Source organism: Frankia sp. ACN1ag (assembly GCF_001414035.1).
GTDB classification, from domain to species: domain Bacteria; phylum Actinomycetota; class Actinomycetes; order Frankiales; family Frankiaceae; genus Frankia; species Frankia torreyi.
Genome location: NZ_LJPA01000020.1, coordinates 55,311 through 76,600 on the forward strand (window position 1 = coordinate 55,311; position 21,290 = coordinate 76,600).

At 71.2% G+C, this 21,290-nt stretch carries 16 protein-coding genes and 3 pseudogenes; 14 read left to right on the forward strand and 5 right to left on the reverse strand.

Features of this window, described 5'->3' with window-relative positions:
• The first annotated feature begins 96 nt into the window (after positions 1-96).
• From UK82_RS18665 to UK82_RS18680, 4 genes are all read left to right on the forward strand, one after another.
• A complete protein-coding gene (locus UK82_RS18665; protein ID WP_044885195.1) occupies positions 97-1,587 on the forward strand; it encodes an NAD(P)/FAD-dependent oxidoreductase in 1,491 nt (496 codons plus the stop codon).
• 384 nt (positions 1,588-1,971) lie between these two features.
• Positions 1,972-3,694 (forward strand): glycosyltransferase family 39 protein (locus UK82_RS18670; RefSeq protein ID WP_236706114.1); only part of this gene is annotated, 1,723 nt, incomplete at its 3' end.
• 148 nt (positions 3,695-3,842) lie between these two features.
• Positions 3,843-5,408 carry a hypothetical protein gene (locus tag UK82_RS18675; protein ID WP_055408403.1) on the forward strand — a complete coding sequence of 522 codons (1,566 nt, stop codon included), beginning with the start codon at positions 3,843-3,845 and terminating at the stop codon, positions 5,406-5,408.
• Positions 5,409-5,794: 386 nt separating this feature from the next.
• Positions 5,795-5,998, forward strand: coding sequence for a DUF5703 family protein (locus tag UK82_RS18680; RefSeq protein ID WP_009737761.1), 204 nt, complete (start codon positions 5,795-5,797; stop codon positions 5,996-5,998).
• A 109-nt stretch (positions 5,999-6,107) separates the two neighbouring features.
• Here the strand turns inward: UK82_RS18680 and UK82_RS18685 are convergent, their stop codons facing one another.
• Both UK82_RS18685 and UK82_RS18690 read right to left on the reverse strand, forming a co-directional pair.
• The gene (locus UK82_RS18685) at positions 6,108-6,554 is read right to left on the reverse strand and encodes a hypothetical protein (RefSeq protein WP_044885243.1); all 447 of its coding nucleotides are present in this window, start codon (positions 6,552-6,554) and stop codon (positions 6,108-6,110) included.
• A 197-nt stretch (positions 6,555-6,751) separates the two neighbouring features.
• Positions 6,752-9,082, reverse strand: coding sequence for an ATP-binding protein (locus UK82_RS18690; protein WP_161849135.1), 2,331 nt, complete (start codon positions 9,080-9,082; stop codon positions 6,752-6,754).
• Between the two features lie 974 nt (positions 9,083-10,056).
• On the opposite strand from UK82_RS18690, the gene UK82_RS33700 reads away from it, so the two are divergent.
• Positions 10,057-10,203, forward strand: a complete 147-nt coding sequence (locus tag UK82_RS33700; RefSeq protein ID WP_157866931.1) for a hypothetical protein — start codon at positions 10,057-10,059, stop codon at positions 10,201-10,203.
• On the forward strand, positions 10,200-10,517 hold the full coding sequence (locus UK82_RS18700) for a hypothetical protein (protein WP_055408409.1): 318 nt from the start codon (positions 10,200-10,202) through the stop codon (positions 10,515-10,517). The genes UK82_RS33700 and UK82_RS18700 overlap by 4 nt, the downstream gene beginning before the upstream one ends.
• A gap of 376 nt (positions 10,518-10,893) precedes the next feature.
• On the opposite strand, the gene UK82_RS18705 is transcribed toward UK82_RS18700, so the two are convergent.
• Positions 10,894-12,252, reverse strand: a complete 1,359-nt coding sequence (locus UK82_RS18705; protein ID WP_044885191.1) for a M20/M25/M40 family metallo-hydrolase — start codon at positions 12,250-12,252, stop codon at positions 10,894-10,896.
• Positions 12,253-12,445: 193 nt separating this feature from the next.
• Between UK82_RS18705 and UK82_RS38625 the strand changes: the two genes are divergently transcribed.
• The 8 genes and pseudogenes from UK82_RS38625 (at position 12,446) to UK82_RS18735 (ending at position 19,397) form a co-directional block, all read left to right on the forward strand.
• Positions 12,446-12,823 (forward strand): hypothetical protein, encoded by a 378-nt coding sequence (locus UK82_RS38625; RefSeq protein WP_236706115.1) that lies wholly within the window; start codon positions 12,446-12,448, stop codon positions 12,821-12,823.
• 375 nt (positions 12,824-13,198) lie between these two features.
• Positions 13,199-13,739: ABC transporter permease (locus tag UK82_RS38630; RefSeq protein WP_396230593.1), on the forward strand; the 541-nt coding region annotated here is incomplete at its 3' end.
• A 1-nt stretch (position 13,740) separates the two neighbouring features.
• Positions 13,741-14,158: pseudogene (locus UK82_RS38635) on the forward strand (ABC transporter permease); the annotation flags it as partial.
• Between the two features lie 125 nt (positions 14,159-14,283).
• Positions 14,284-16,074: an ABC transporter substrate-binding protein gene (locus UK82_RS18720; RefSeq protein ID WP_055408413.1), complete on the forward strand. Its 1,791-nt coding sequence runs from the start codon at positions 14,284-14,286 to the stop codon at positions 16,072-16,074.
• A gap of 85 nt (positions 16,075-16,159) precedes the next feature.
• Positions 16,160-17,161, forward strand: coding sequence for an ABC transporter permease (locus UK82_RS18725; RefSeq protein WP_044885188.1), 1,002 nt, complete (start codon positions 16,160-16,162; stop codon positions 17,159-17,161).
• A pseudogene (locus UK82_RS42870) lies at positions 17,158-17,351 on the forward strand (ABC transporter ATP-binding protein); the annotation flags it as partial. The gene UK82_RS18725 and the pseudogene UK82_RS42870, both read left to right, overlap by 4 nt.
• 1 nt (position 17,352) lies before the next feature.
• Positions 17,353-18,246, forward strand: a pseudogene (locus tag UK82_RS18730) (ABC transporter ATP-binding protein); the annotation flags it as partial.
• A complete protein-coding gene (locus UK82_RS18735) occupies positions 18,243-19,397 on the forward strand; it encodes an ABC transporter ATP-binding protein (protein WP_063897521.1) in 1,155 nt (384 codons plus the stop codon). The pseudogene UK82_RS18730 and the gene UK82_RS18735, both read left to right, overlap by 4 nt.
• A 102-nt stretch (positions 19,398-19,499) precedes the next feature.
• Here the strand turns inward: UK82_RS18735 and UK82_RS18740 are convergent, their stop codons facing one another.
• Positions 19,500-20,267, reverse strand: a complete 768-nt coding sequence (locus UK82_RS18740) for a bifunctional 2-polyprenyl-6-hydroxyphenol methylase/3-demethylubiquinol 3-O-methyltransferase UbiG (RefSeq protein WP_236706116.1) — start codon at positions 20,265-20,267, stop codon at positions 19,500-19,502.
• Positions 20,268-20,359: 92 nt separating this feature from the next.
• Entirely contained in the window at positions 20,360-21,124 is a 765-nt protein-coding gene (locus UK82_RS18745; RefSeq protein ID WP_055408469.1) for a class I SAM-dependent methyltransferase, read from the reverse strand.
• Positions 21,125-21,290 lie beyond the last annotated feature (166 nt).

Sequence of the window (21,290 nt, forward strand, 5' to 3'; positions counted from 1 at the left end):
GAGGCCGGTCCCAGGGTCCGGCGCCCCCGGCGGCCGATGCCCCGCATCCGGCCGCGGGAGTGACCATGAAGGTGTGTTGAGGAGAGGTCCGGCACAGTGACCGAAAAGCCAGAGGTAGTCGTCATCGGAGCCGGGCCGGCAGGTCTGTCCGCCGGCTGGGAGCTGGTGAAACGGGACGTGCCCGTGACGATTATCGAGGGTGACTCGGTCGTCGGCGGAATCAGCCGTACCGCGCAGCGGGACGGCTGGCGTTTCGACATCGGCGGCCACCGTTTCTTCACGAAGGTGCCTGAGGTCGAGAAGCTCTGGCACGAGATCCTGCCGGACGAGGACTTCCTGCTCCGGCCGCGATCGAGCCGCATCTACTACAACGGGAAGTTCTTCGACTACCCGCTGAAGGCGACGAACGCGCTCGGCGGGCTGGGCCTGGTGGAGGCGGCGCGCTGCATCGCCTCCTACGCCGCGGCCCGCGTGCGTCCGCCGGCCGACCAGAGCAACTACGAGAACTGGCTGGTGGCCCGCTTCGGCTGGCGGCTTTACCGCACGTTCTTCAAGACCTACACCGAGAAGCTGTGGGGCGTTCCGGTCAGCGAGATGCCGTCGGACTGGGCGGCGCAGCGCATCAAGAGCCTGTCCATGATGAATGCCATCGTGAACTCGGTGCTGCCCAAGCGGAACCAGACCGACATCACCTCCCTCATCGAGGAGTTCCAGTACCCCAAGTACGGGCCCGGAATGATGTGGGAGACCGCCACCGACAAGATCGTCAAGCAGGGCGGTCGGGTGGTCTTCGAGGAGAAGGTCCGTAAGATCCATCACGAGGGCGGTCGCGCGACCGGCGTCACCACCACGGTGACCGGCGGCTACGGCCCGGGCGCCGGCGCGCCGGAGTCGTCGCGCACCGACATCGGCAGCGAGTACCAGTACCCCGCCGACGAGATCATCTCGTCCATGTCGTTCTCGTCGCTGGTCCGCGTGATGGACCCGCCGGTGCCCGACCACGTCCTGGCCGCGGCGAACGCGCTGAAATACCGCGACTTCCTCACCGTCGCCCTCGTCGTGCCGGAGTCGGCCGGGTTCCCGGACAACTGGATCTACATCCACTCCCCCACGGTCAAGGTCGGCCGGATCCAGAACTTCGCCTCCTGGTCGCCGTTCCTGGTGAAGGACGGGCGGACCTGTCTGGGGCTGGAGTACTTCGTCTTCGAGGGCGACGAGACGTGGAGCAGCTCGGACGAGGACCTCGTCAAGCTGGCCACCAAGGAACTCGTCGAGCTCGGGCTCATCCGGGCGTCCCAGGTCGAGCAGGGATACGTCGTGCGGATGCCGAAGGCGTACCCGTACTACGACATGCAGTACAAGAGCAACGTCGATATCATTCGGGCCTGGCTGGCCGAGAACACGCCGAACGTGCACCCGGTGGGCCGCAACGGCATGCACCGGTACAACAACCAGGACCACTCGATGCTGACCGCCATGCTGACCGTCGAGAACATCATCGACGGCACGAAGCACGACGTGTGGGAGGTCAACGTCGAGGAGGACTACCACGAGGAGGTGTCGTCCGGCGGCGCGGCCAAGCGCTGACGCCCGGACCGACCTGCTGAGCGCGGCGGCTCGGCCCGCCGGGACATCCGGCCGGGTCGAACCCGCCGACCGCCGACGAAGAACCTGGCCGGGATCTTCGGTCGTCGGCGCGCGGTGCCTTCGACGTGCCGTCGGCGGCCGACCCGGCCAGAATGCGGGACGGTACGCTCCGCGCCCGCCAGGCGCGCCCTGGCGGCGGCTTCGGTGGCCAGCCCACCGCCCCGGCATGCAATCCGCGGTCTGCCCCCCGCGCCCGCCCGGCATCGCCGCGGCGCGGGGGCTGCCGCACGAGACCTGCACCGGGTGCGGACCTGCCTGGTCGGCCGGATCGTGGCCCGGTTGACCCCGCCGCACCGCGGGCAACGTGGACGGAAGGGACTGACCGTGACGGATGTCGCGGTCCGGCCGGCGGAGCAGCTCCCCGGGCCGGTCGACCGGGTCGGGAACGCGCCCGACCGCGCGGGGCGGATGTTCGCGGTGGTCGTGGGGGTGCTTGTGGCCGCCGCGGTCATCGTGCGCTTCACCGCCAACCAGGCGTTGTGGCTCGACGAGGCGCAGAGCGTCGCCATCGCGCGACTCCCCCTCGGCGGGTCGGGCGTGACCATGTGGGACGGTTTGCTGCAGGACGGCTCACCGCCGCTGTACTATCTGGTGCTGCACGGGTGGATCGCCGTGTTCGGGGAGACCAACCTCGCCGTCCGGTCCCTGTCCGCCGTGATCAACATCGCCGCGGCATGGCCGCTGTTCGTGCTGGCCCGCCGGGTGGTGAACGCCCGCGCGGCGAAGGTCACCGTCGTGCTGTACCTGACCTCGCCGTTCGCGCTGTACTTCGGCACCGAGACCCGGATGTACAGCCTGATCGTGCTGCTCACCGCGCTCGGCGGACTCGCCCTGGAGCGGGTGCTGCGGGCGCCGTCGGTGCGCTCGGTGATCGGACTGTCCCTCGCCGCCGGCTGCCTGGCGCTGACCCACTACTGGTGCCTGTACCTGCTGCTCACCGTCGCCGTGTGGCTGACCGGGCTGCTCACCCTGCGCCCCTGGTACCGCGCGCGCCGCGCCCGCCAGCTCGGCGTGGCCTCGGCGACCGCGGCGGCGCCGCCGACCGCCGCGATGTCGCCGCCGGGGCTGGTGTCGCCGCCGGGGCTGGTGTCGCCGCCGAGCGGGCCGGTCTCCTCGATGCCGGCGACCGCCGCCATGCCTCGGCCGGGAGCCGGGGCGGTCAACGGCGGCCCGACGGGCCGCCCGCCCGGCGCGCGCAGCCATCGTTCGTCCGGCCGGTCCCCGTCGTCCGGCCGGTCCCCGTCGTCCAGCCGATACCTGACGCCGCAACGGCGCGGGCCGGTCTACGGGCTGCTCGGCATCGTCGGCGGCGCGATCGTCTTCTCCCCGTGGCTGCCGAACTTCTTCAACCAGCTCGCCCACACCGGCACCCCCTGGGGCGAGCCGGCCAGCTACGCGGCGATCTCCCACGCCTACGGCCAGTGGGCCGGCGGACCGACGACCCTCGGCCGCCTGCTGCTGTTTCTCATCACGGGCCTGGCCGCCGCCGGGATCGCCGGGCGCAGTCCCGGCGGCCGGTTCATCCTGATCGACCTGCGCGGTCTCGAACCGGGCCGCACGATGTTCTTCCTGGCCACGGGCACCCTCGTCGTCGCGGTGACGGCCGGCAAGCTCGTCGGCAACGCCTGGGCCGACCGGTACACCGCTACCGCCTTCGTTCCGTTCCTGCTCGTCATCGGCCTGGGTGCCACGATCATCGGGGACCGGCGGGTGTTCCACGGGGTCGTCGCCGTCGCGGCCCTGGTCGGCCTGCTGGCCGGCACCACCGACATCCGGCGGGAACGGTCGCAGGCCGGCGAGGCCGCCCAGGTGCTCCAGCGGCTCGCGCGACCCGGCGACGTCATGCTGGTCTGCCCCGACCAGCTCGGCCCGGGGCTCGCCCGCACCGTCCCGTCCTGGCTGAAGGTGTACGTGGTGCCGACCTACGCGCCACCGGACCGGGTCGACTGGGTGGACTACGAGGATCGCAACGCCAAGGCCGACGGCCAGGCGATCGCACGGCGCGCGCTGACCGAGGCCGGCCCGCAGCACACCGTCTTCCTCGCCGNCTCCGGCTCCTACCGGACCTACGAGGTGCTGTGCACGCAGGTCCGCGGGACCCTGCAGAACGCCCGCCCGCATGCGGACGAGGTCATGGAGCAGGGCCTGCCGGCGAAGGTGTACGAGAACTACTCGCTGCTGCGCTTCCAGGCGCAGTGACCACCGCGCGGGGGACGTCCGCCCACCCCGGTCCACAGCCGGGCCCAGGCCCGGCATCCGAGCCGGGGACGCCCCCCGCGCACGACCCCGCCGTCCCCCCGCCCGTTCCCGCCGCCCCAGGCGACTCCACCATCCCGCGCGACCCCCCTCCCCCACTCGAAGGCATCGCCCCACTGGCCGGCACCGTCCCACCCGGTGGCACCGTCCCACCCGGTGGCACCGTCCCATTCGACGGCACCCGATCCGCGTCTCGCCGACGCACCGCGGGCCGGCGACGCGCGCTGGTCCGCCGGGACGACCCGTGGTGCCTGCGGGAGGTCGTACTCGCCTGGCTCGCCGCCCGGCTGGTCGTCGGCGCCGCCCTGGCGATGACGAAGTTCATCGCCGACAACGCCCGCGGCGACCAGGGTGCCCGGCTGCAGACCACCGACCTGCTCGGATGGGATGCCGGCTGGTACAAGACGATCGCCGAGGTCGGCTACAGCGGCGCCGGCAGTGAAAGCCGCCGTTTCTTCCCGCTGCTGCCCACGCTGGTGCGGGTCCTGTCCCACCTGCCGGGCGCCGGTGCTCATGTCGGCATCGTGCTGCTGCTGGTGGTCAACCTGTGCGCCGTCGGCTTCGCCCTGGCGCTGGTCCGCCTGGCCCGCCTCGAGGGGCTCGGTTCGGACGCGACCTTCCGGCTGATCTGGTTCGCTGCCCTCGCGCCGCCCGCGTTCGTCCTGGTCATGGGATACGCCGAGGCGCTGGCCGGGCTGCTGGCGGTGGCGGTGTTCCTCGGCGCGCGCAGCCGCCGGTGGGAGCTCGCGGCCGCGGCCGCCCTGCTCGGCGGGCTGTGCCGGCCGCTCGGCGTCCTGCTGGCCGTCCCCGTCGCCGTGGAGGCGGCCCGCGGACTGCCCTGGCCCGGTCTGCGCCGCCTCGGCCCCCCGACGGCCACCCCGGTGAACGGGGCGAGGCGGGCCACCGCGGCGAACGGGACGAACGGGACGAAGCGGGCCACTGCGGCGAACGAGGCGGAGCGGGCCGCCGCGGCGAGCGGATCCGGACGGGCCGCGCCGGCGGGCGGCATCGGCCCGCGGGACCTGCTACGCCGACTGGTGGCAGTGCTCGCGGCACCGGCCGGCGCCGCGATCTACGTGCTCTGGTCGGCCCGGACCTACGGCGACGGCCTGGCGCCGTTCACCCTCCAACGTGACGAGGCCCGCCACGGCAGCACCGGCAACCCCCTGTCGGTGCTGTGGCACGCCGCCCGCGGGGCCTTCTCCGGCGAGCTGGGCACGGGCCTGCACGTGCCGTGGCTGCTGCTGGCCCTGGTGGGCCTGGTGGTGATGGCCCGGCGGTTGCCGGTCTCCTACGTGCTGTGGAGCGCGCTGGTGCTCGCGGCCGTGCTCACCGGCAGCAACCTCGACTCGGCGGAACGCTACGTCTACGGCGCCTTCCCGTTCCTGCTGGTCGCGGCGCTGGTCACCGCCCGCCGGGAAGTCTTCACGTTCGCCCTCGTCGCCTCGACCGCGGCGATGACGCTCTACGCCACGCTGGCCTTCACCCTCTCCTACGTCCCCTGAGGCCCGCCGCGTCCTGAAGTCCGCCATGCGCCCTCCTCCATGCGGCCCCGTGGCCTACGTTCCCCCGGGGCGCTCTGCGTGCGCCGAAGTCCCGCCCGTCGCCGATGCGCCGGCCAGCCCGCCGTGTCATGATCGGCAGGCCGGTACGAACCCGCAACAGCCGGGCCCCCAACGCGCCGCAGTCCCTTGCGGGAGGTAGCGGGACGGTTAACGTGGTGGGGCCGAACGGTGGCCCTGTCCCCCGCCGTAACGGAGCATCCGGACCTCGCGCCCGTGCCCGTCGCACCGTCCGCCACATTCCGTCGTCGGCAACCGTCCCATCGTCGGCAAACCGTCCCATTGTCGGCAAACCGTCCCATCGTCCGCAAAGTCGAGGTCAGGTCGCTTTGGCTGGGGTCGAGCTGGAATACCAGAAGCTGTACATGCCGCCAGGAACGGACCGCCGGGCGGCCGTGCAGATCCTGACGATGCACGCCGAGTTCGGCGACTGGGAGCTGGAACGCCTGCGCCTGTTCCCCGACGGGTCGCGCCGTGTCGTCCTGCGCCGCCGCCGGCGCCCGGGCGGCCTGCCCGGCTACCTGCCCACCTGACGCCGCTCCGCCCACCACGGGCCCCGCCGCCCGGCACGGTGCGCGGGCGCCTCACCGCCCCCCGCCCAGCATGTTGCGCGGGCGCCTCACCGCCGCGGCCCGACTCCGATCAGCGGCCGACCTCGCGGCGAACCTGGGCGGGCGTGCGCACCTCCACGGCGTCCGGGGCAATCCCACGGCTTTGCAGATGCCGCCCCGACAGCGCCCAGCCGGTCAGCGGGACCCCCGGCGAACCCGGCTGGCCAGCCTGCGCCGAGCCGGTGGGCCGGTCGAGGGACCAGACGTCGGCGCGGAACCACACGTCGCGCCACCGGGCGTCCTCGTCGGCCCGCAACTGGACGAAACGGCGGCGCAGCACCTGGCAGGCGACCTGCGCCGCGGTACCCGGGCTGTGCTCGAAGCCGCCGGACGGCTCCGTCCGATCAGCCACCCACCGGCTGCCGTCCAGACTGACCTGCACCAGATAGGCGAAGGTGACCGACGGGCCGTCCGCCGGGACCTCGGCGGACGGCCCGAGGCCAGCGGCGGACACTGCGTCGTCGGTCACATCCGCCATGATGTCACGCAGCGACGGCAACACTTACACGACGGGTGACACTTCACGGACGAGCGGCACGGGACGTGTCTGTCCAGGAAACCGCGCCCGCCGGGGGCGCAGGAGTGACCCGGGCCACCTGTCATCCTTGACCCATGGGCCGCCTCGGCGGCACGTGCGCCTCCCAGCCGCCGCGATGGGCCGGGCCCGAGTCTGCGTCAACGGGCGCGGGCGTGAGCACGGGCTTGGGCGGGCACGGCGGCCGGTGGAGTGGGGTGCGACCGGGGGACGGGCGGTGCTGGCGCGACGGTGCCGACGGTGCTCGCGGTGGAGGCGGTGCTCGCGGTGGTGGCGGTGCTCGCGGTGGAGGCGGTGCCCGCGGTGGAGGCGGTGGCGAGGTTGACCTCGACGACGATCTCGCCGTCCTGGGCGGTCATCCGTAGCCGGCCGCCGTGGACCTCGACGAGCCGGCGCACGACATACAGGCCGAGTTGGGCGCCGTCCTCGGGGCGGCCCTCGGCGCCGGGGTGACGGCCGAACGGTTCGAACAGGCCGCGGATGGTGTCGGGGTCGAGGTCGGGTCCGGGGTTGCGCACGCGTAGGACGGCTTCGTCGCCGACCTGCCCGGCGGTCAGCCGAATCGGGGCGCCAGGCTGGGCGTACGTGGCGGCGTTGTCGAGGAGGTTCGTGACGAGCTGGTGCAGCGCGCCGTGGGCCATCCGAACGGGCAGGCGGCCCGCGGCGTCGATGATGACGCTGCTCGCGCGGGCGGGGACGGCGGCCCGCAGCGTCTCGACGACTTCGGCGAGCACCGACGGCAGGTCGGTGCGGACGTCGTCGTCGACGACGGCGGTGGCGGTCGCCGCGGTGAGCATGTTCTCCAGCAGGCGATGCAGGCGTCGTGAGGACCCGGCGGCGTCGTCGAGCAGCTCGTCGATCCGGGCGTCGGACAGACGGTCGCGCTCGCTGCGCAGGGTTGCCAGGGTGGCGCGGATGCCGGCCAGCGGTGCGCGGAACTCGTGGCTGACGGTCGTGACGAGTTCGCTACGGAGCCGGTCGGTCTCCTCGATACGGGCCATGAGGCTTTCCTGCCCTTCGTAGAGCTGGCCGCGGTAATGGGCGGCCCGTTGGCGGGATTGTTCGCCGTGACGGCGCAGGACGAGCTGGACGCCGGTGAGCGCGACGACGAACCCGCCGACGATCCACACGGGTCCGAACGGATCACGGCCGCCTGCGACGGTGTGTCGCACGACGGGGTCGGCGATGAACACGACGGGCAGGCCGAGCAGATGGGTCGTCCAGTCCTCGTACAGGGCGAGCAGGGCGGTGACGACGACGAAGTGCAGGACGAGCTGGCAGGCGCCGCCGGCGAGGAACATCAGGATCGTCGAGGAGCACAGCAGTCCGGCGCCCGCGGCCAGCGTGCGGATTCGCGGTCCCCCCGGCAGCCCCGCGGCGGCGAGCAGCAGCAGCGGCGGCAGCGCCGCGACCAGGGCGTGGCCGACAGACGCGCCCTGGTAGCAGGCGTAGCCGGCGATCAGCGGCAGATGCAGCGCCAGGATCCAGCAGACCAGGATGTGGCGGGCCTTCCAGTCCGCGAGCGGCAGCCCGCGCGGAAGCCACCCGCCGGCGGGTAACGGCGCGTCGAAGGCCGGCCGTGATGCGGGCACCGCCGCGAGCGATGCGGGCACCGCCGCGAATGCTGACGCCGCTGGGGGCTCGGGCTCGGGCGCCGCCGGGGGCTCGGGCGCTGATGCGACAGTCACCGCGCAGGTGGTCGCGGCGGGGTGTCCTGGACGGTCGGCGGGAGTCGCAACCTGCTGTCGCAACCGTTGCACCTGGTCGGCGAGCTCCGTCATCTGCACGGCGAGCTCTGCCACCTGTGCGGCGAGCTCCTGCTTCTGCGCGGTGAGGGCCCGCGCCTCTTCCTCGAGCCCCGCGGCCCGTTCGGTGGCGGCACGTAGCGCGTCGCGGGCCGCGGCGGCCTCGCGATGCGCCCGGTCGCACTCCCTGGACCCGACCTCGAGGATGTGGTCGCGGGAGTCGATCGCGGCGCTCAGGCCGGCCTCACGCGTCCGCGCCTCCCACCGCGTCTCCTCGAGTAACGCCTGCATCTGCCTGAGCTCGTGCAGGGCGTTCTCCAACAGCCTGTCCTGGGTGCGGATGACGATTCGAAGCGGGTCGAAACCCGCGGCGACGGGGTCGGCCGCCGGGTACGGACAGTCGGTGGCCTGCGGAAACGCCTTGCGGTAGAGGCGGCCGCACTCGTCGAGCGCGGCGTCGCGCTCCTCGGGCGGGACCCCGAGTTGGATCTGCCCCTGAAAATAGATCCATTGGGCAGACGATTTTCCTATTCCATCCTGGAACAGACGGAGAATCTTCCTCGACAGACTCCGCTGGTTCTTCCAGGGATCGTCCGGCAGGATCCAGCGGGCGATCTGGTCGGCGGGCACCGGATGACGCCGGTGAAGATCGTGTCGGTATTCGATGAGTGCGGCCAGGTCAGGGTCGGCGAGCTGCCGAGGGGACCGCTGTGGAGCCCCGGGCATCGGTCCTTCTTTCGAGTGACGACGGAATGCGGAAACCCAGTCGCATCGCGACGACAGGGCTGGTAGCACGCCGGCTCCGGATGCGACATGCCTGTCGCACCCGGTCCACACGCGCATCGCGAACGGCCCCACCCCAAAGCCGTTGTTGCGTCATCTTGCCACGCATTCTCCCGGGTGGTCTTACTGGTGGACATCCAGCCGGAATCCCACGTACGGTCCGACTGTCCGCCCCCGGAAGGAGAAGTAAAGGGTGATGCACCTGCAAAGGCGCCGGTGTTTTCTCACGGCCGACGATCGGTCCCCGCACACGGGGACCGGGGGCACCGCGCGGCGTCGGGCGCCGATCTCGCGCCGCTCGACCCGAGCGCACCCGGACCGACGTCACCGTGGCCCCCTCCCTCCCCCGCGAGTGGATGTTGACACCGCCTGGTACTAGTCACATAGTGCCACCGGTGTAGCTAGATTGAGCTACTCCATCGTCGCTGTGGTGCCGTGTCGGCCGCATTGTCCGCGCACTCGGGTGGGGGACGTCCGTCGCCGCAGCCCGACGGCAGCACCTCGACGCCGCTCAGCCAGGCACTCAACGCCACTCCACCGCAATGGAACGGCCACCCACAGCAAGATCGATCAAAGGAGAGACTTCGATGGTCCAGCCCACCCCACGCCAACAGCTTCTGCCTGTCGTCGTGGTCGTCGTCCTGGCACACTGTGCCCACGACGTGGACCCTCTCGAGGCCAACACAGCCGGTGTCGACCCTCCAGGCAACGACCAACCCTCGGGAAACGACGAACCCTCGGGGAACGGCCAACCCCCAGGGAACGACGAACCTCCGGGGAACGACGAACCCCCGCCCCCGAGGGAACACGTATCTCCCGGGAACGGGGACTTCCCGGAGGGCAGGGAGGATCTCCACGAACCGATCGAGCCCGCCTCGAGCGACCCGGAACCGCCACCGCTCTGGGCGGCCGCCGCCGTGCTGCGGGTGGTCGTCGGCCTCACCGCCGCAGCGGTCCTACTCGTCACGGGCCTGGCGAGCGCCGACGCCCTGACGACCCACCTGTGGGGTGGCGCGTTCTTCCTGCTCGTCGACAGCGTGCTGCGCGGCCGGCGGATGCCGTGAGCCGACGCGACCGCCAGCCCGTTCCGCCCACCGGCGTCGTCGCCCCGAACCGGCACGACCGGAAGCGCGCCGCCGTGCACCATCCGCTGCTCGGCGCCCACGCCGGCTACGCGTGCACGATCGCCGGACCCGCCGCCCGACCCGTGTCCCCCTCCGGCCTGACGGGACCCCCGGGGGAACGCCTGGCCGGCGCAGCCATCATCATCGCCGCGGAAAGGCATGAACCGACGAATCCCGCCACGGACAGCGCCGACGCCGAAGAGGTCGCGGCGCGACTCCGTCGTCGCAGGACGATGATCGCGATGACAAGGTAACCATCGGAAGGACCCTCGAAGTCGCCGCGGAATCGCCGGAACATGGTGCCGTCAGCACGACGTCCCCACACCGAGGCATATCCACAGTACCGAAGTACAGATTTCAGTACTGCGGCGCGGCGTCATTCACCGTTCGGCCTCCGGTCTCGCCGCTCCTGCCAGTCGCCACCCGTCCACCGATTCGCGTGCGCCGGAAGCGCCGAAGTGCGCGAGTCGACGGGAACAGGCATGGGGATCGCACTCTCAGTCGCACGCCCGAGGACAAAAGCCGCTCGGCACACCCGACCGCACCCGACTCCGTTGCCTCACGCACGGCGAAACCACGGTCCTGGGCCTCCACGAACAGCAGACCCCGCACCGCGGCGACCCGGCGAGGTCAGCAGGCGCGCAGGAAACGGTCCAGGACCCGGACGCCGAAGCGCAGGGACTCGACCGGCACCCGCTCGTCCACGCCGTGGAACATCCCGGAGAAGTCCAGGTCCGCGGGCAGAAGCAGGGGGGAGAAGCCAAAGCAACGGATCCCCAGCCGGGAGAAGGACTTGGCGTCCGTCCCGCCGGAGAGCATGTAGGGCACCGGCCGGGCGATCGGGTCCTCCGCGCGCAGCGAGGCGCCCATCGCCTCCACCAGCGCCCCGTCGAAACCGGTCTCGACGGCCCCGTCGTGGACGACCCACTCGCGGCGGATGTCCGGTCCGAGGATCTCGTCGAGCTGGCGGATGAACTCCTCCTCCTGGCCCGGCAGGTAGCGGCCGTCGACGTAGGCGGTGGCCTCGCCGGGGATGACGTTGACCTTCTCGCCGGCCTGCAACTGGGTCGGGTTGACGGTGTTGCGCAGCGTCGCGCCGATCATCCGGGCGACGGGGCCGAGCTTGCTGACCGTGGTCTGCAGGTCGTCGAGGTCGAACTCGACGCCGAGCGCCTCCCCCAGCTCGTTGAGGAACACCCGCACCGTCGGGGTGAGCACGAGCGGGAACTCGTGGCGCCCCAGGCGCGCCACCGCCTCGCACAGCGCGGTGACCGCGTTGTCGTCGCTGATCATCGACCCGTGCCCGGCCCGGCCGGACGCGGTCAGCTTCATCCAGGCCAGGCCCTTCTCGGCCGTCTCGATGAGGTAGAGCCGCAGGTCGTCGGAGACGGTGTAGGAGAAGCCGCCGACCTCGCCGATGGCCTCGGAGCAGTCGGCGAACAGGTCGGGATGGTGCTCGACGAGCCAGCGGGCGCCGAGCACACCGCCGGCCTCCTCGTCCGCGAGGAAGGCGACGACGAGGTCGCGCGGCGGCTTGCGGCCGGAGCGGGCGAGATCGCGCACAACCGCGAGGGTCATCGCGTCCATGTCCTTCATGTCGACGGCGCCGCGCCCCCACAGGCAGCCGTCGACCTCCTCACCGGAGAACGGCGGCACCCGCCACTGGCTGGCGTCGGCGGGCACCACGTCGAGATGGCCGTGGATGAGCAGCGGCGCGCGGGACGGGTCGGTGCCCTCGATGCGGGCCACGACGCTGGTGCGGCCCGGCTCCGACTCCAGGATGGTCGGCTCGATCCCCACCTCGGCGAGCTTCGCGGCGACGTACTCGGCGATCGGGCGCTCGTGGCCGTCGCCGTTGCCGCGGTTGACCGACTCGAAGCGGAGCAGGTCCCGACAGAGCTCGACCACCTCACCCTCGGCGTCCGGTGCGGTCACCGGCAGCCGGATGCCACCGGTCGGGTCGGGGGACGAAGACGGCGCGCTAGGCATGCCTCCAGTCTGCCCCGCCCGGGATGCGCATGCCGACCGCGGACCGTACCGTGAAACATTGTCGTAGCCGACCAGCAGCATTGCGTCGCCGCGTCCCCGACCGAGGTGGCCCCACGGTGATCGCCCAAGGCGTGATCCGCGGCAGCGACCGCGATCCACGCCGCCGACCGCGATCCGCCCGTGGGAGGTCCCCGTGACCGTCTACCCCTGCCCGCGCTCCGACCTCGCCTGCGCCGAGCGCTTTCTCAGCACCGGCGACCTCGACTACCACCTCCACGTGACCCACGGCTACCGGGGCGTCTGGCGAATCGTCGCGAGCCTGCGCCCGGATCACCCGCTGCCCATCGGCCCCCGCCCGGCCCGCCACGTCCCCGACGGCCTGGTCGAGGGCCAGGGCACCCCCACCCTGGCCGAGAGTCACGACGCCGACTCTCGGGCCGATGCGGGCAAGGCCGATGCGGGCAAGGCCGATGCGGGCAAGGCCGATGCGGGCGCCCTGACCGGTATCCGGCCATCGGCCACGGTCGCCGCGGGCCACCGCAGTAGGCGGCACGTCCGCATCTCCCGCTGACCCCGGCACCTGTCGCTGACCCCGGCGCCTGTCGCCGGCCCCGGACCTGTCGCCGGCCCCGGCAAGATCTGCAGCGCCCCAGAGGGCGTCCGGTCTGACCCGTTGTGACCGATACGGGTGGTTGTGGCACCGGGTCCACACAGGTGATCGACGTGTCGGTGTTACAGCGATGTCTTCGATGTATGTCCGAAGAAAATCTGATGATGTCGGCGGCGCGCGTCATGTAGCGAAGACGAAAAGTTTCCGGGTCAACTACCGTCCACGGCTATTCATCACCACTGCGGCTGGCTAGCGTTCCCGCGACCGCATCGGGAAGACGAATTCGCGGCCAGGATGGGTGGTGGTAGGACGATGACGGCTCCGCCGGGCGAGATGATGGTCGAATCCGTTGCCGCCCCGGCCGTCGTTCAGCCGGAGGGTCGATCGCTATGGCGATCCGGCTGGATCCGGCTGCGGCGCGACAAACCGGCAATGATCAGCGGAGTCTTCCTGATCCTCCTTGCGCTGATCGCCATATTCGCGCCGGTCATCGTCTCGCTGCTGGGACATCCGCCGAACGAGCCGCACTACGACCTTCTTGATCCGAACACCGCCGCGCCGCGGGGGCGTTTCGGCGGGATGAGCTGGCATTATCTGCTCGGGGTGGAGCCGGTCAACGGCCGGGACATCTTCAGCCGGACCGTCTACGGCGCGCGGGTATCGTTGCTGGTCGCGCTCCTGGCGACCGCGACGGCAGTGATCATCGGCACGGTTCTCGGGATGCTCGCCGGGTATCTCGGCGGGCTGTGGGACACGATCATCGCGCGGCTCATGGACCTGCTGCTGTCCGTGCCGTCGGTGCTGTTCGCGATCGCGATCGTGGCGGTGATTCCGAACAAGGCGTTCGGTCTGTCGGGTTCGGGGCTGCGGATCGGGGNACTGGTCTTCGTCATCGGGATATTCGCCTGGCCGTACATCGGGCGCATCGTCCGCGGGCAGGTGCTGTCGCTGCGGGAAAGGGAGTTCATCGAGGCGTCTCGCTCGCTCGGCGCGGGGACGTTCACGGTGATGTTCCGGGAGCTGCTGCCGAACGTCGCCGCGCCGGTACTCGTGTACGCGACGCTGCTCATTCCCACGAACATTCTCAACGAGGCGGCGCTGTCGTATCTCGGGGTCGGGGTCCGACCACCGACCGCCTCCTGGGGTGATTCGCTGGCCGTCGCCTCGCACGGCTGGTACAGCATCGAGCCGATTTTCATGCTGGCTCCGGGACTGGCGATCTTCGCCACCGTGCTCGCGTTCAACCTGCTCGGCGACGGCCTGCGCGACGCCTTCGACCCGCGCGGCGGCCGGTGATCGCGCTCCACCCGCGGCGCCCGGCGCGCCGCTGCCTGCCGGCTTCCCGCGCCGGTCATCCCGCGGGACATCCGGGCCGACCCGCCCGCGACACGGCGGGACCGGCACACGTGTGAGGGAGATTCATGAAACGGCGTGCAAATCTCATCCGGATGGGGGCGCTCGCCGCCGCCGCCGGGCTGGTGCTGGCCGCGTGCGGCGGCAGCAGCGGGGGCGGCGGTTCGAGCGGCGGATCCAATGGCACCTCCTCGGGGAGCAGCTCGTCGAACGGCACCTCGTCGGCGGGGGCCAGCGACGCGCTGCTGCACCCGTCCGACAAGTCCGGCGGGACGCTGCGCGCCCTGAACGACTCCGACTGCGACTACTGGGACCCCGCCCGCACGTACTACGCGAACTGCTGGGACCAGCAGCGCTGGATCTCCCGCCAGCTCGTCACCTACTCCCCGCAGCCGGGCACGCCGAAGCTCACCGGTGACCTGGCGACCGCGGTGCCGACCTCGTCGGACCTGAAGACCTGGACGTACACGCTCAAGGACGGGATCACGTTCGCCGACGGCACGCCGATCACGTCGAAGGACATCAAGTACGCCGTCGAGCGGGTCTTCGCCACCGACGTCATCAACGGCGGCCCGACCTACCTCATCGACTACCTCGACGACCCCAGCGCCCCCTACCCGGGCCCCTACAAGGACACCGACCCGAACAAGCTGGGTCTGAAGTCGGTCGAGACCCCGGACGACAAGACGATCACCTTCCACCTGAACAAGCCGTTCGCGGACTGGAACTTCGTCATGGCGCTGCCGGGCGTCACCCCGGTGCCGAAGGCCAAGGACACGGGCGCGAACTACACCTTCAAGCCGGTCTCCTCCGGCCCGTACCAGATCGAGAAGTACACCCCGAACAAGATCATTACCTTCGTCCGCAACCCGCACTGGGACCCGAAGACGGACACGGTGAACAAGGCGCTGCCGGACCGCATCGAGGTCACGATGGGCCTCGACCTCGACGACGTCGACAACCGGCTGCTGGCCAACAGCGCCGACTTCTACGTCGGCCAGACCGGCGTGCAGATCAGCGCGCAGAACAAGATCCTCGGCGATCCGTCGCTGCGCAAGGACCGGACCACCAACGACGTCACCGGCTTCATCCGCTACCTGTCCGTGATGACGCAGGTCAAGCCGTTCGACAACGTCCACTGCCGCAACGCCGTCGCCTACGCCCTCGACAAGACCGCCCAGCAGCTCGCCCGCGGTGGCCCGGTCGGCGGCGGCGCGGTCGCCACGACGATGCTCACCCCGCCGCTGAAGTACTACAAGTCCTTCGACCTGTTCCCGACCGCGGGCAGCAAGGGCGACGTCGCCAAGGCCAAGCAGGAGCTCACCGCCTGCGGCCAGCCGAACGGCTTCTCCACCACGCTGGCCAGCCGCAGCAACGGCAAGGAGGTCGCGCAGGCCGAGGCGGTCCAGGCGTCGCTGGCGAAGATCGGCGTGAAGGTGACGATCAACAAGAGCGCCCCGTCGCAGTACTTCTCCTCGACGATCGGCATCCCGGCGAACGTCCACAAGAACGGCATCGGGCTGGCGATGGCCGCCTGGGGCCCGGACTGGCCGACGCCGTACGCGATGCTGAGCTCCATCGTCGACGGCCGCAAGATCCTCCCCGCCGGGAACAGCAACTACGCCGAGCTCAACGACCCGGCGGTCAACTCCGGCCTCGACGACGGCATCGCCACCACCGACGAGGCCAAGGCCCAGCAGATCTGGACGGCCACCGACAAGGCGGTCGTGAAGTCCGCCGCCTACATTCCGCTGGTCTACGACAAGGCGCTGAACCTGTTCAGCGACCGCACGACGAACATCTACTTCACCTCCGCGTACGGCATGGCGGACTTCGCCCAGTTCGGCGTCGTCAAGTGAATGACCGGGTCCGCGCCGGCGGCGTTCCGCCGCGAGTGTCCGCCGGCGCGGGCCCGGTCCCGACCCACTGTCCGAGGGAGGTGACGTGGCCAGGTTCATCCTGGGCCGGCTGATCGGCGGCATCGTCATCCTGTGGCTGGTCAGCGTGCTCGCCTTCGTCCTGTTCTTCGTCGTTCCGAAGGCGCTGGGCAACAATCCGGCGGTGCTGTTCGCCGGGCGCAGCCCGGACCCCGCCACCATCGCCGGGGTGACGAGGAAACTCGGCCTCGACCGGTCGTACGTCGACCAGTACTGGGATTTCCTGCGGGGCGTCTTCGTCGGCCGCCACTTCGACTCCGGCTCGGATCGAAGCTGGTGCCCGGCGCCGTGCCTGGGTTATTCCTTCCGCAACGACCAGCCGGTGTGGTCGGAGATCGTCGACGCGCTGCCGGTGACGGCGTCGCTGTCGATCGGCGCGGCCGTGCTGTTCCTCGTCGTCGGCGTGAGCACCGGCGTGATCTCGGCGGTGCGCCGCGGCGGCCTGTTCGACCGGATCGCCGCCGCGGTGTCGCTGGCCGGCGTGTCGCTGCCGGTGTATTTCACCGGGCTGCTGCTGTTGCTGCTCGTCAGCTACAAATGGCACATCATCGACAACGTCCACTACGTGGACTTCACCCACAATCCGGCGTTGTGGGCGTGGAACCTGATCCCGGCGTGGCTCGTGCTGTCGCTGCTTTACACCGCCAACTACCAGCGGCTGACCCGGGCCAGCATGATCGAGACTCTGGGTGAGGACTACGTCCGGACGGCGCGCGCGAAGGGCCTGCGGGAACGCACGGTGATCGGCAAACACGCGCTGCGCCCCGCGCTGACGCCGATCGTCACCATCTTCGGCCTGGATCTGGGGGTGCTGTTCGGCGGCGCGATCCTCACCGAGCACACGTTCGGCTTCCGCGGTCTCGGCGCCATCTCCATCGACGCGGTGAACACCCAGGACCTGCCGGTGACGATGGGGGTGACGCTGTTCGCGGCGTTCTTCATCATCCTGGCCAACGTCCTGGTCGACGTCACCTACGCGTTCATCGACCCGAGAGTGCGGCCGTCATGACCGACACCACGTCCACCACCGAAGCCCCGACCCCCGCCACGGCGCCGGCGCCGGCGCCGAGCGGCACGCCGTTTCTGGAGGTGCGCGACCTCACGGTCAGCTTCCGCACGGACGACGGCGTCGTGCACGCCGTGGACAGGCTGAGCTTCTCCGTCGAACGCGGCCGCACGCTCGGCATCGTCGGCGAGTCNGGCTCCGGCAAGAGCGTCACCAGCCTGGCGATCATGGGCCTGCACCGGCGCGGCCGGCGGGTCAGCATCGCCGGGGAGATCCGCCTCGACGGCGAGGATCTCGTCACCGCGCCGGCCGAACGGGTCCGCGGGCTGCGCGGCCGGCGGATGGCAATGATCTTCCAGGATCCACTGTCGTCGATGCACCCGCAGTTCACCGTCGGCGACCAGATCGTCGAGGCCTACCGGGTGCACAACCGGGTGAGCAAGGCGGCGGCCCGCCGGCGCGCCACCGAGCTGCTCGACCTCGTCGGCATCCCCGAACCCGCCCGGCGCCTCGACGACTACCCGCACCAGTTCTCCGGCGGCATGCGACAGCGGGCCATGATCGCCATGGCGGTGTCCTGCAACCCGGAGCTGCTCATCGCCGACGAGCCGACGACCGCCCTCGACGTCACCGTCCAGGCGCAGATCCTCGACCTCATGCGCGAGCTCCAGAAGGAGTTCAACTCGGCGATCATCATCATCACCCACGAGCTCGGGGTCGTGGCGGAGATCAGCCACGACATCCTGGTGATGTACGCCGGGCAGGCGATGGAGTACGGCGGAGTCGAGGAGGTCTTCGCCCACGCCGAACACCCCTACACCTGGGGCCTGCTGCAGTCGATCACCAGGCTCGACCGCCAGCTCGAGACCACGCTGCGCACCATCCCGGGCAGCCCGCCGAGCCTGATCAACGTGCCGCCGGGCTGCCCGTTCCATCCCCGCTGTACCTACCGCGAGCTCGCCGGGCCCGCGACGAGCACGACGCGCCCGCCCCTGGCCGAGACCTCCCCCGGCCACCGGGTCGCCTGCCACCTGCCGGTCGCGGAACGCCGGCGCCTGCTGCGCGAGGAGGTGCTTCCCACGCTATGAACGACCACCTGACGAAGGACTCGCCGTCCCCGCCGGCCGGTGAGGGCGCGGTGCCAGCCCAGCCCGCCCAGCCAGCCCAGCCCGCCCACGCACCGGCATCCGGCGCTGGACCGGCGGCGACCGCCGAGGCCAGCGCACCGCGGAGCCGTTCGACCGGCGGGGGCGACGAGCTGGTGCGCGTCACCGACCTGACCAAGCTGTTCCCGGTGCGCCGCGGCACGCTGGTGCGCCGCGGCGCGGGCGCGGTCCGCGCCGTCGACGGGGTGGGCTTCGCCATCGACCGCGGCACGACGCTCGGCCTGGTCGGCGAGTCCGGCAGCGGCAAGTCGACGACCGGTCGGCTCATCTCCCGGCTGCTCGAACCGACGTCCGGAACGGTCGTCTTCGAGGGGCGGGACATCAGCCACCTGTCCACGCGCGCGCTGCGCCCGTTGCGCCGCGACATCCAGATGATCTTCCAGGATCCGTACTCGTCGCTGAACCCCCGCCACACCATCGGTGCGATCGTCGCCGCGCCCCTGCGCATCCAGAAGCAGGTCCCCCGCGGCGGCATCCGCGCCCGGGTCCGGGAACTGCTCGAACTCGTCGGCCTCAACCCGGAGCACTACAACCGCTACCCGAACGAGTTCTCCGGCGGGCAACGCCAGCGCATCGGCATCGCCCGGGCGCTGGCCACCCGCCCCAAGCTCATCATCGCCGACGAGCCGGTGTCCGCCCTCGACGTGTCGATCCGCGCGCAGATCATCAACCTGCTCGACGGCCTGCGCGCCGAGTTCGGCCTGACCTACCTGTTCATCGCCCACGACCTGTCGATGGTGCGCCACATCAGCGACCGCGTCGCCGTCATGTACCTCGGGCAGATCATCGAACTCGCCGAGCGCACCGACCTGTTCTCCGGCGCGCTGCACCCCTACACGCACGCGCTGCTGTCCGCGGTGCCGATCCCCGACCCCACCAGCCACCGCCGCCGCGAACGCATCCGCCTGCGCGACGAGGTGCCCAGCCCGCTGAACCCGCCGGCGGCCTGCCGCTTCCACCCGCGCTGCTGGAAGGCCCAGGAGATCTGCCGCACCGAGACCCCACCCCTGCTCGCACGCGCCCCCGGCCACCAGGTCGCCTGCCACTTCCCCGAAAAACGCGACGTCGTCTGACCCCTGCGGCGCGCCCTCAACCCCGATGATCATGGTGTTCCGCGGTGCCGCGGTTCCGCGGAACCGCGCCACGCCCGGGCTCCGGCTCCGGGCGGAACCGCATCATGCGTCCGGGTGGCCGGGCTTGGTGGCTCGCAGCGAGTACATGAGCGGCAGACGGTGACGACCCTCGGGCGGGCGGAAGCCGTCCGGGCCGCGGACGAGGGACTCGAACTGCGCGAACAGGGCTCTGTCGTGTTCGTGCAGGAACTCGATCCGCAGACCGGCGGCGGCGATCGCCGAGACCACGCTGCCGAGCCGGTGCTCGTACTGCACGGTGGTGTTCTGCGTCGTGGCGGCGAGGCGGTCGGCGTAGCTGCCGGTGTCGGTCGAGACGAATGGCCCCTCGGCGAAGTAGTCGTAGGCCACCGTGGTGCCGGTGGCCTCGTCCAGGGTGTGGGCGAACGGATGGGATTCGGCCAGGTAGAGGAACCCACCGGGCGCGAGCAGGCGTGCCACGACCCGGGCCCACCGGTGCAGATCCGCCAGCCAGGGCAGGGCCCCGTTGCCCGTGTAGACGACGTCGAAGGTCTCGCCGTCCAGCGCCTCGACCGCGTCGTACACGTCGGCCACGACGAACCGGGCATCCACCCCGATCTCGACGGCGAGCGCCCGCGCCGCCTCGATCGCGGGCGCGGAGAAGTCCAGGCCGACCACGGCGGCCCCCCTCCCCGCCCACGACAGGGAGTCCAACCCGATATGACACTGCAGGTGCACCAGCCGCTTCCCGGACACCTCGCCGACCTCGGCCACCTCGAAGGCCCGAAGCACGTCGGGACGCCGTCTGAACCCCGCCACGTCGTAGAACGCACCGTTCAGGTGAAGTGGCACCCGCTCGTCCCAGTGCGCCCGGTTCAACGCCGGCCCGTCCACGCCAGATTGATGCGAGGTCCCCGGCCGGGGCGCGGCCCCCGGTTGATGTGTCACTGCGGCCTGCGCCAGACGGAGATGTGGGACGTGCTGGTCGCCGTGAAGGGCTCGCCGTTCCAACCCGCCCATCGCTCGGCGAGTTCCAGGCCGGCGAGTCGGCCCATCAGATCCAGCTCGCTCGGCCAGGCGTACCGGATGTCGACCGGATAGGTGCCCACACCGCCCGGCCCGAGGGTGAGGTGGCGGCTGCGGACCCGCTGGGAGACCGGGTCGTGCAGCGAGACGTTCAGGTGCGTCGTCTCCCCGTCCAGACGGTCCGCCTGCACGCGCTGACCTCGGTCGTACCGGGCGACGTCCGGGACGAACGCCTCCATGACGAACACGCCGCCCGGCCGCAGCACGGCCGCCACGTTCGCGAAGCAGCGCACCTGCGCATCCTGGTCGGCCAGCGCGAAGAAGGTGTTGAACACGACATACACCAGCCCGAACGGTCCGCCCGGGGCGTCGACCTCGGCGAAGTCGCCGACCACGACCTCGATCTCGGACCCGCCGGGCTTGCCCCGCAGCCGGGCGACCATCCGCGGGGAGGCGTCGATGCCGACGACGGCCGTCCCGCGGGCCGCAAACGGCAAGGCGAGGCGCCCCGTTCCGACGCCGAGTTCCAGCGCGGGCCCGGCGCCGACCCGCGTCCGCAGGAAGTCGACCGCCACGGCCACCTCAGGCTGCCTGTCCGGCGCGGAATACCACTCGTCATATACGTCGGCGATGTGTTCGCCGTAGGCCGCCGGGTCAAGGTCGGTGCTGCCGAGAGGAGCCATGGCCGTCAGATTGGCACGCCACCACAACCCGTCGCATCCCATTTATCGCGGCAACGAAACGATCATCTGATCGTCGCCGGAACCTGGGCCACGACGTCGGATGACCTTGGTCGGGCTCGGTGGCCGCTGGGGGCGATCCCTACCGCGTGCGGCCCTGGGCCGGCAG

Excerpts from the sequence above, each read along its gene's own strand:
- UK82_RS18685 (WP_044885243.1), bottom strand. The coding sequence starts at position 6,554 with ATGGCGGATGTGACCGACGACGCAGTGTCCGCCGCTGGCCTCGGGCCG.
- UK82_RS18690 (WP_161849135.1), bottom strand. The coding sequence starts at position 9,082 with ATGCCCGGGGCTCCACAGCGGTCCCCTCGGCAGCTCGCCGACCCTGAC.
- UK82_RS18705 (WP_044885191.1), bottom strand. The coding sequence starts at position 12,252 with ATGCCTAGCGCGCCGTCTTCGTCCCCCGACCCGACCGGTGGCATCCGG.
- UK82_RS18720 (WP_055408413.1), top strand. The coding sequence starts at position 14,284 with ATGAAACGGCGTGCAAATCTCATCCGGATGGGGGCGCTCGCCGCCGCC.
- UK82_RS18735 (WP_063897521.1), top strand. The coding sequence starts at position 18,243 with ATGAACGACCACCTGACGAAGGACTCGCCGTCCCCGCCGGCCGGTGAG.
- UK82_RS18745 (WP_055408469.1), bottom strand. The coding sequence starts at position 21,124 with ATGGCTCCTCTCGGCAGCACCGACCTTGACCCGGCGGCCTACGGCGAA.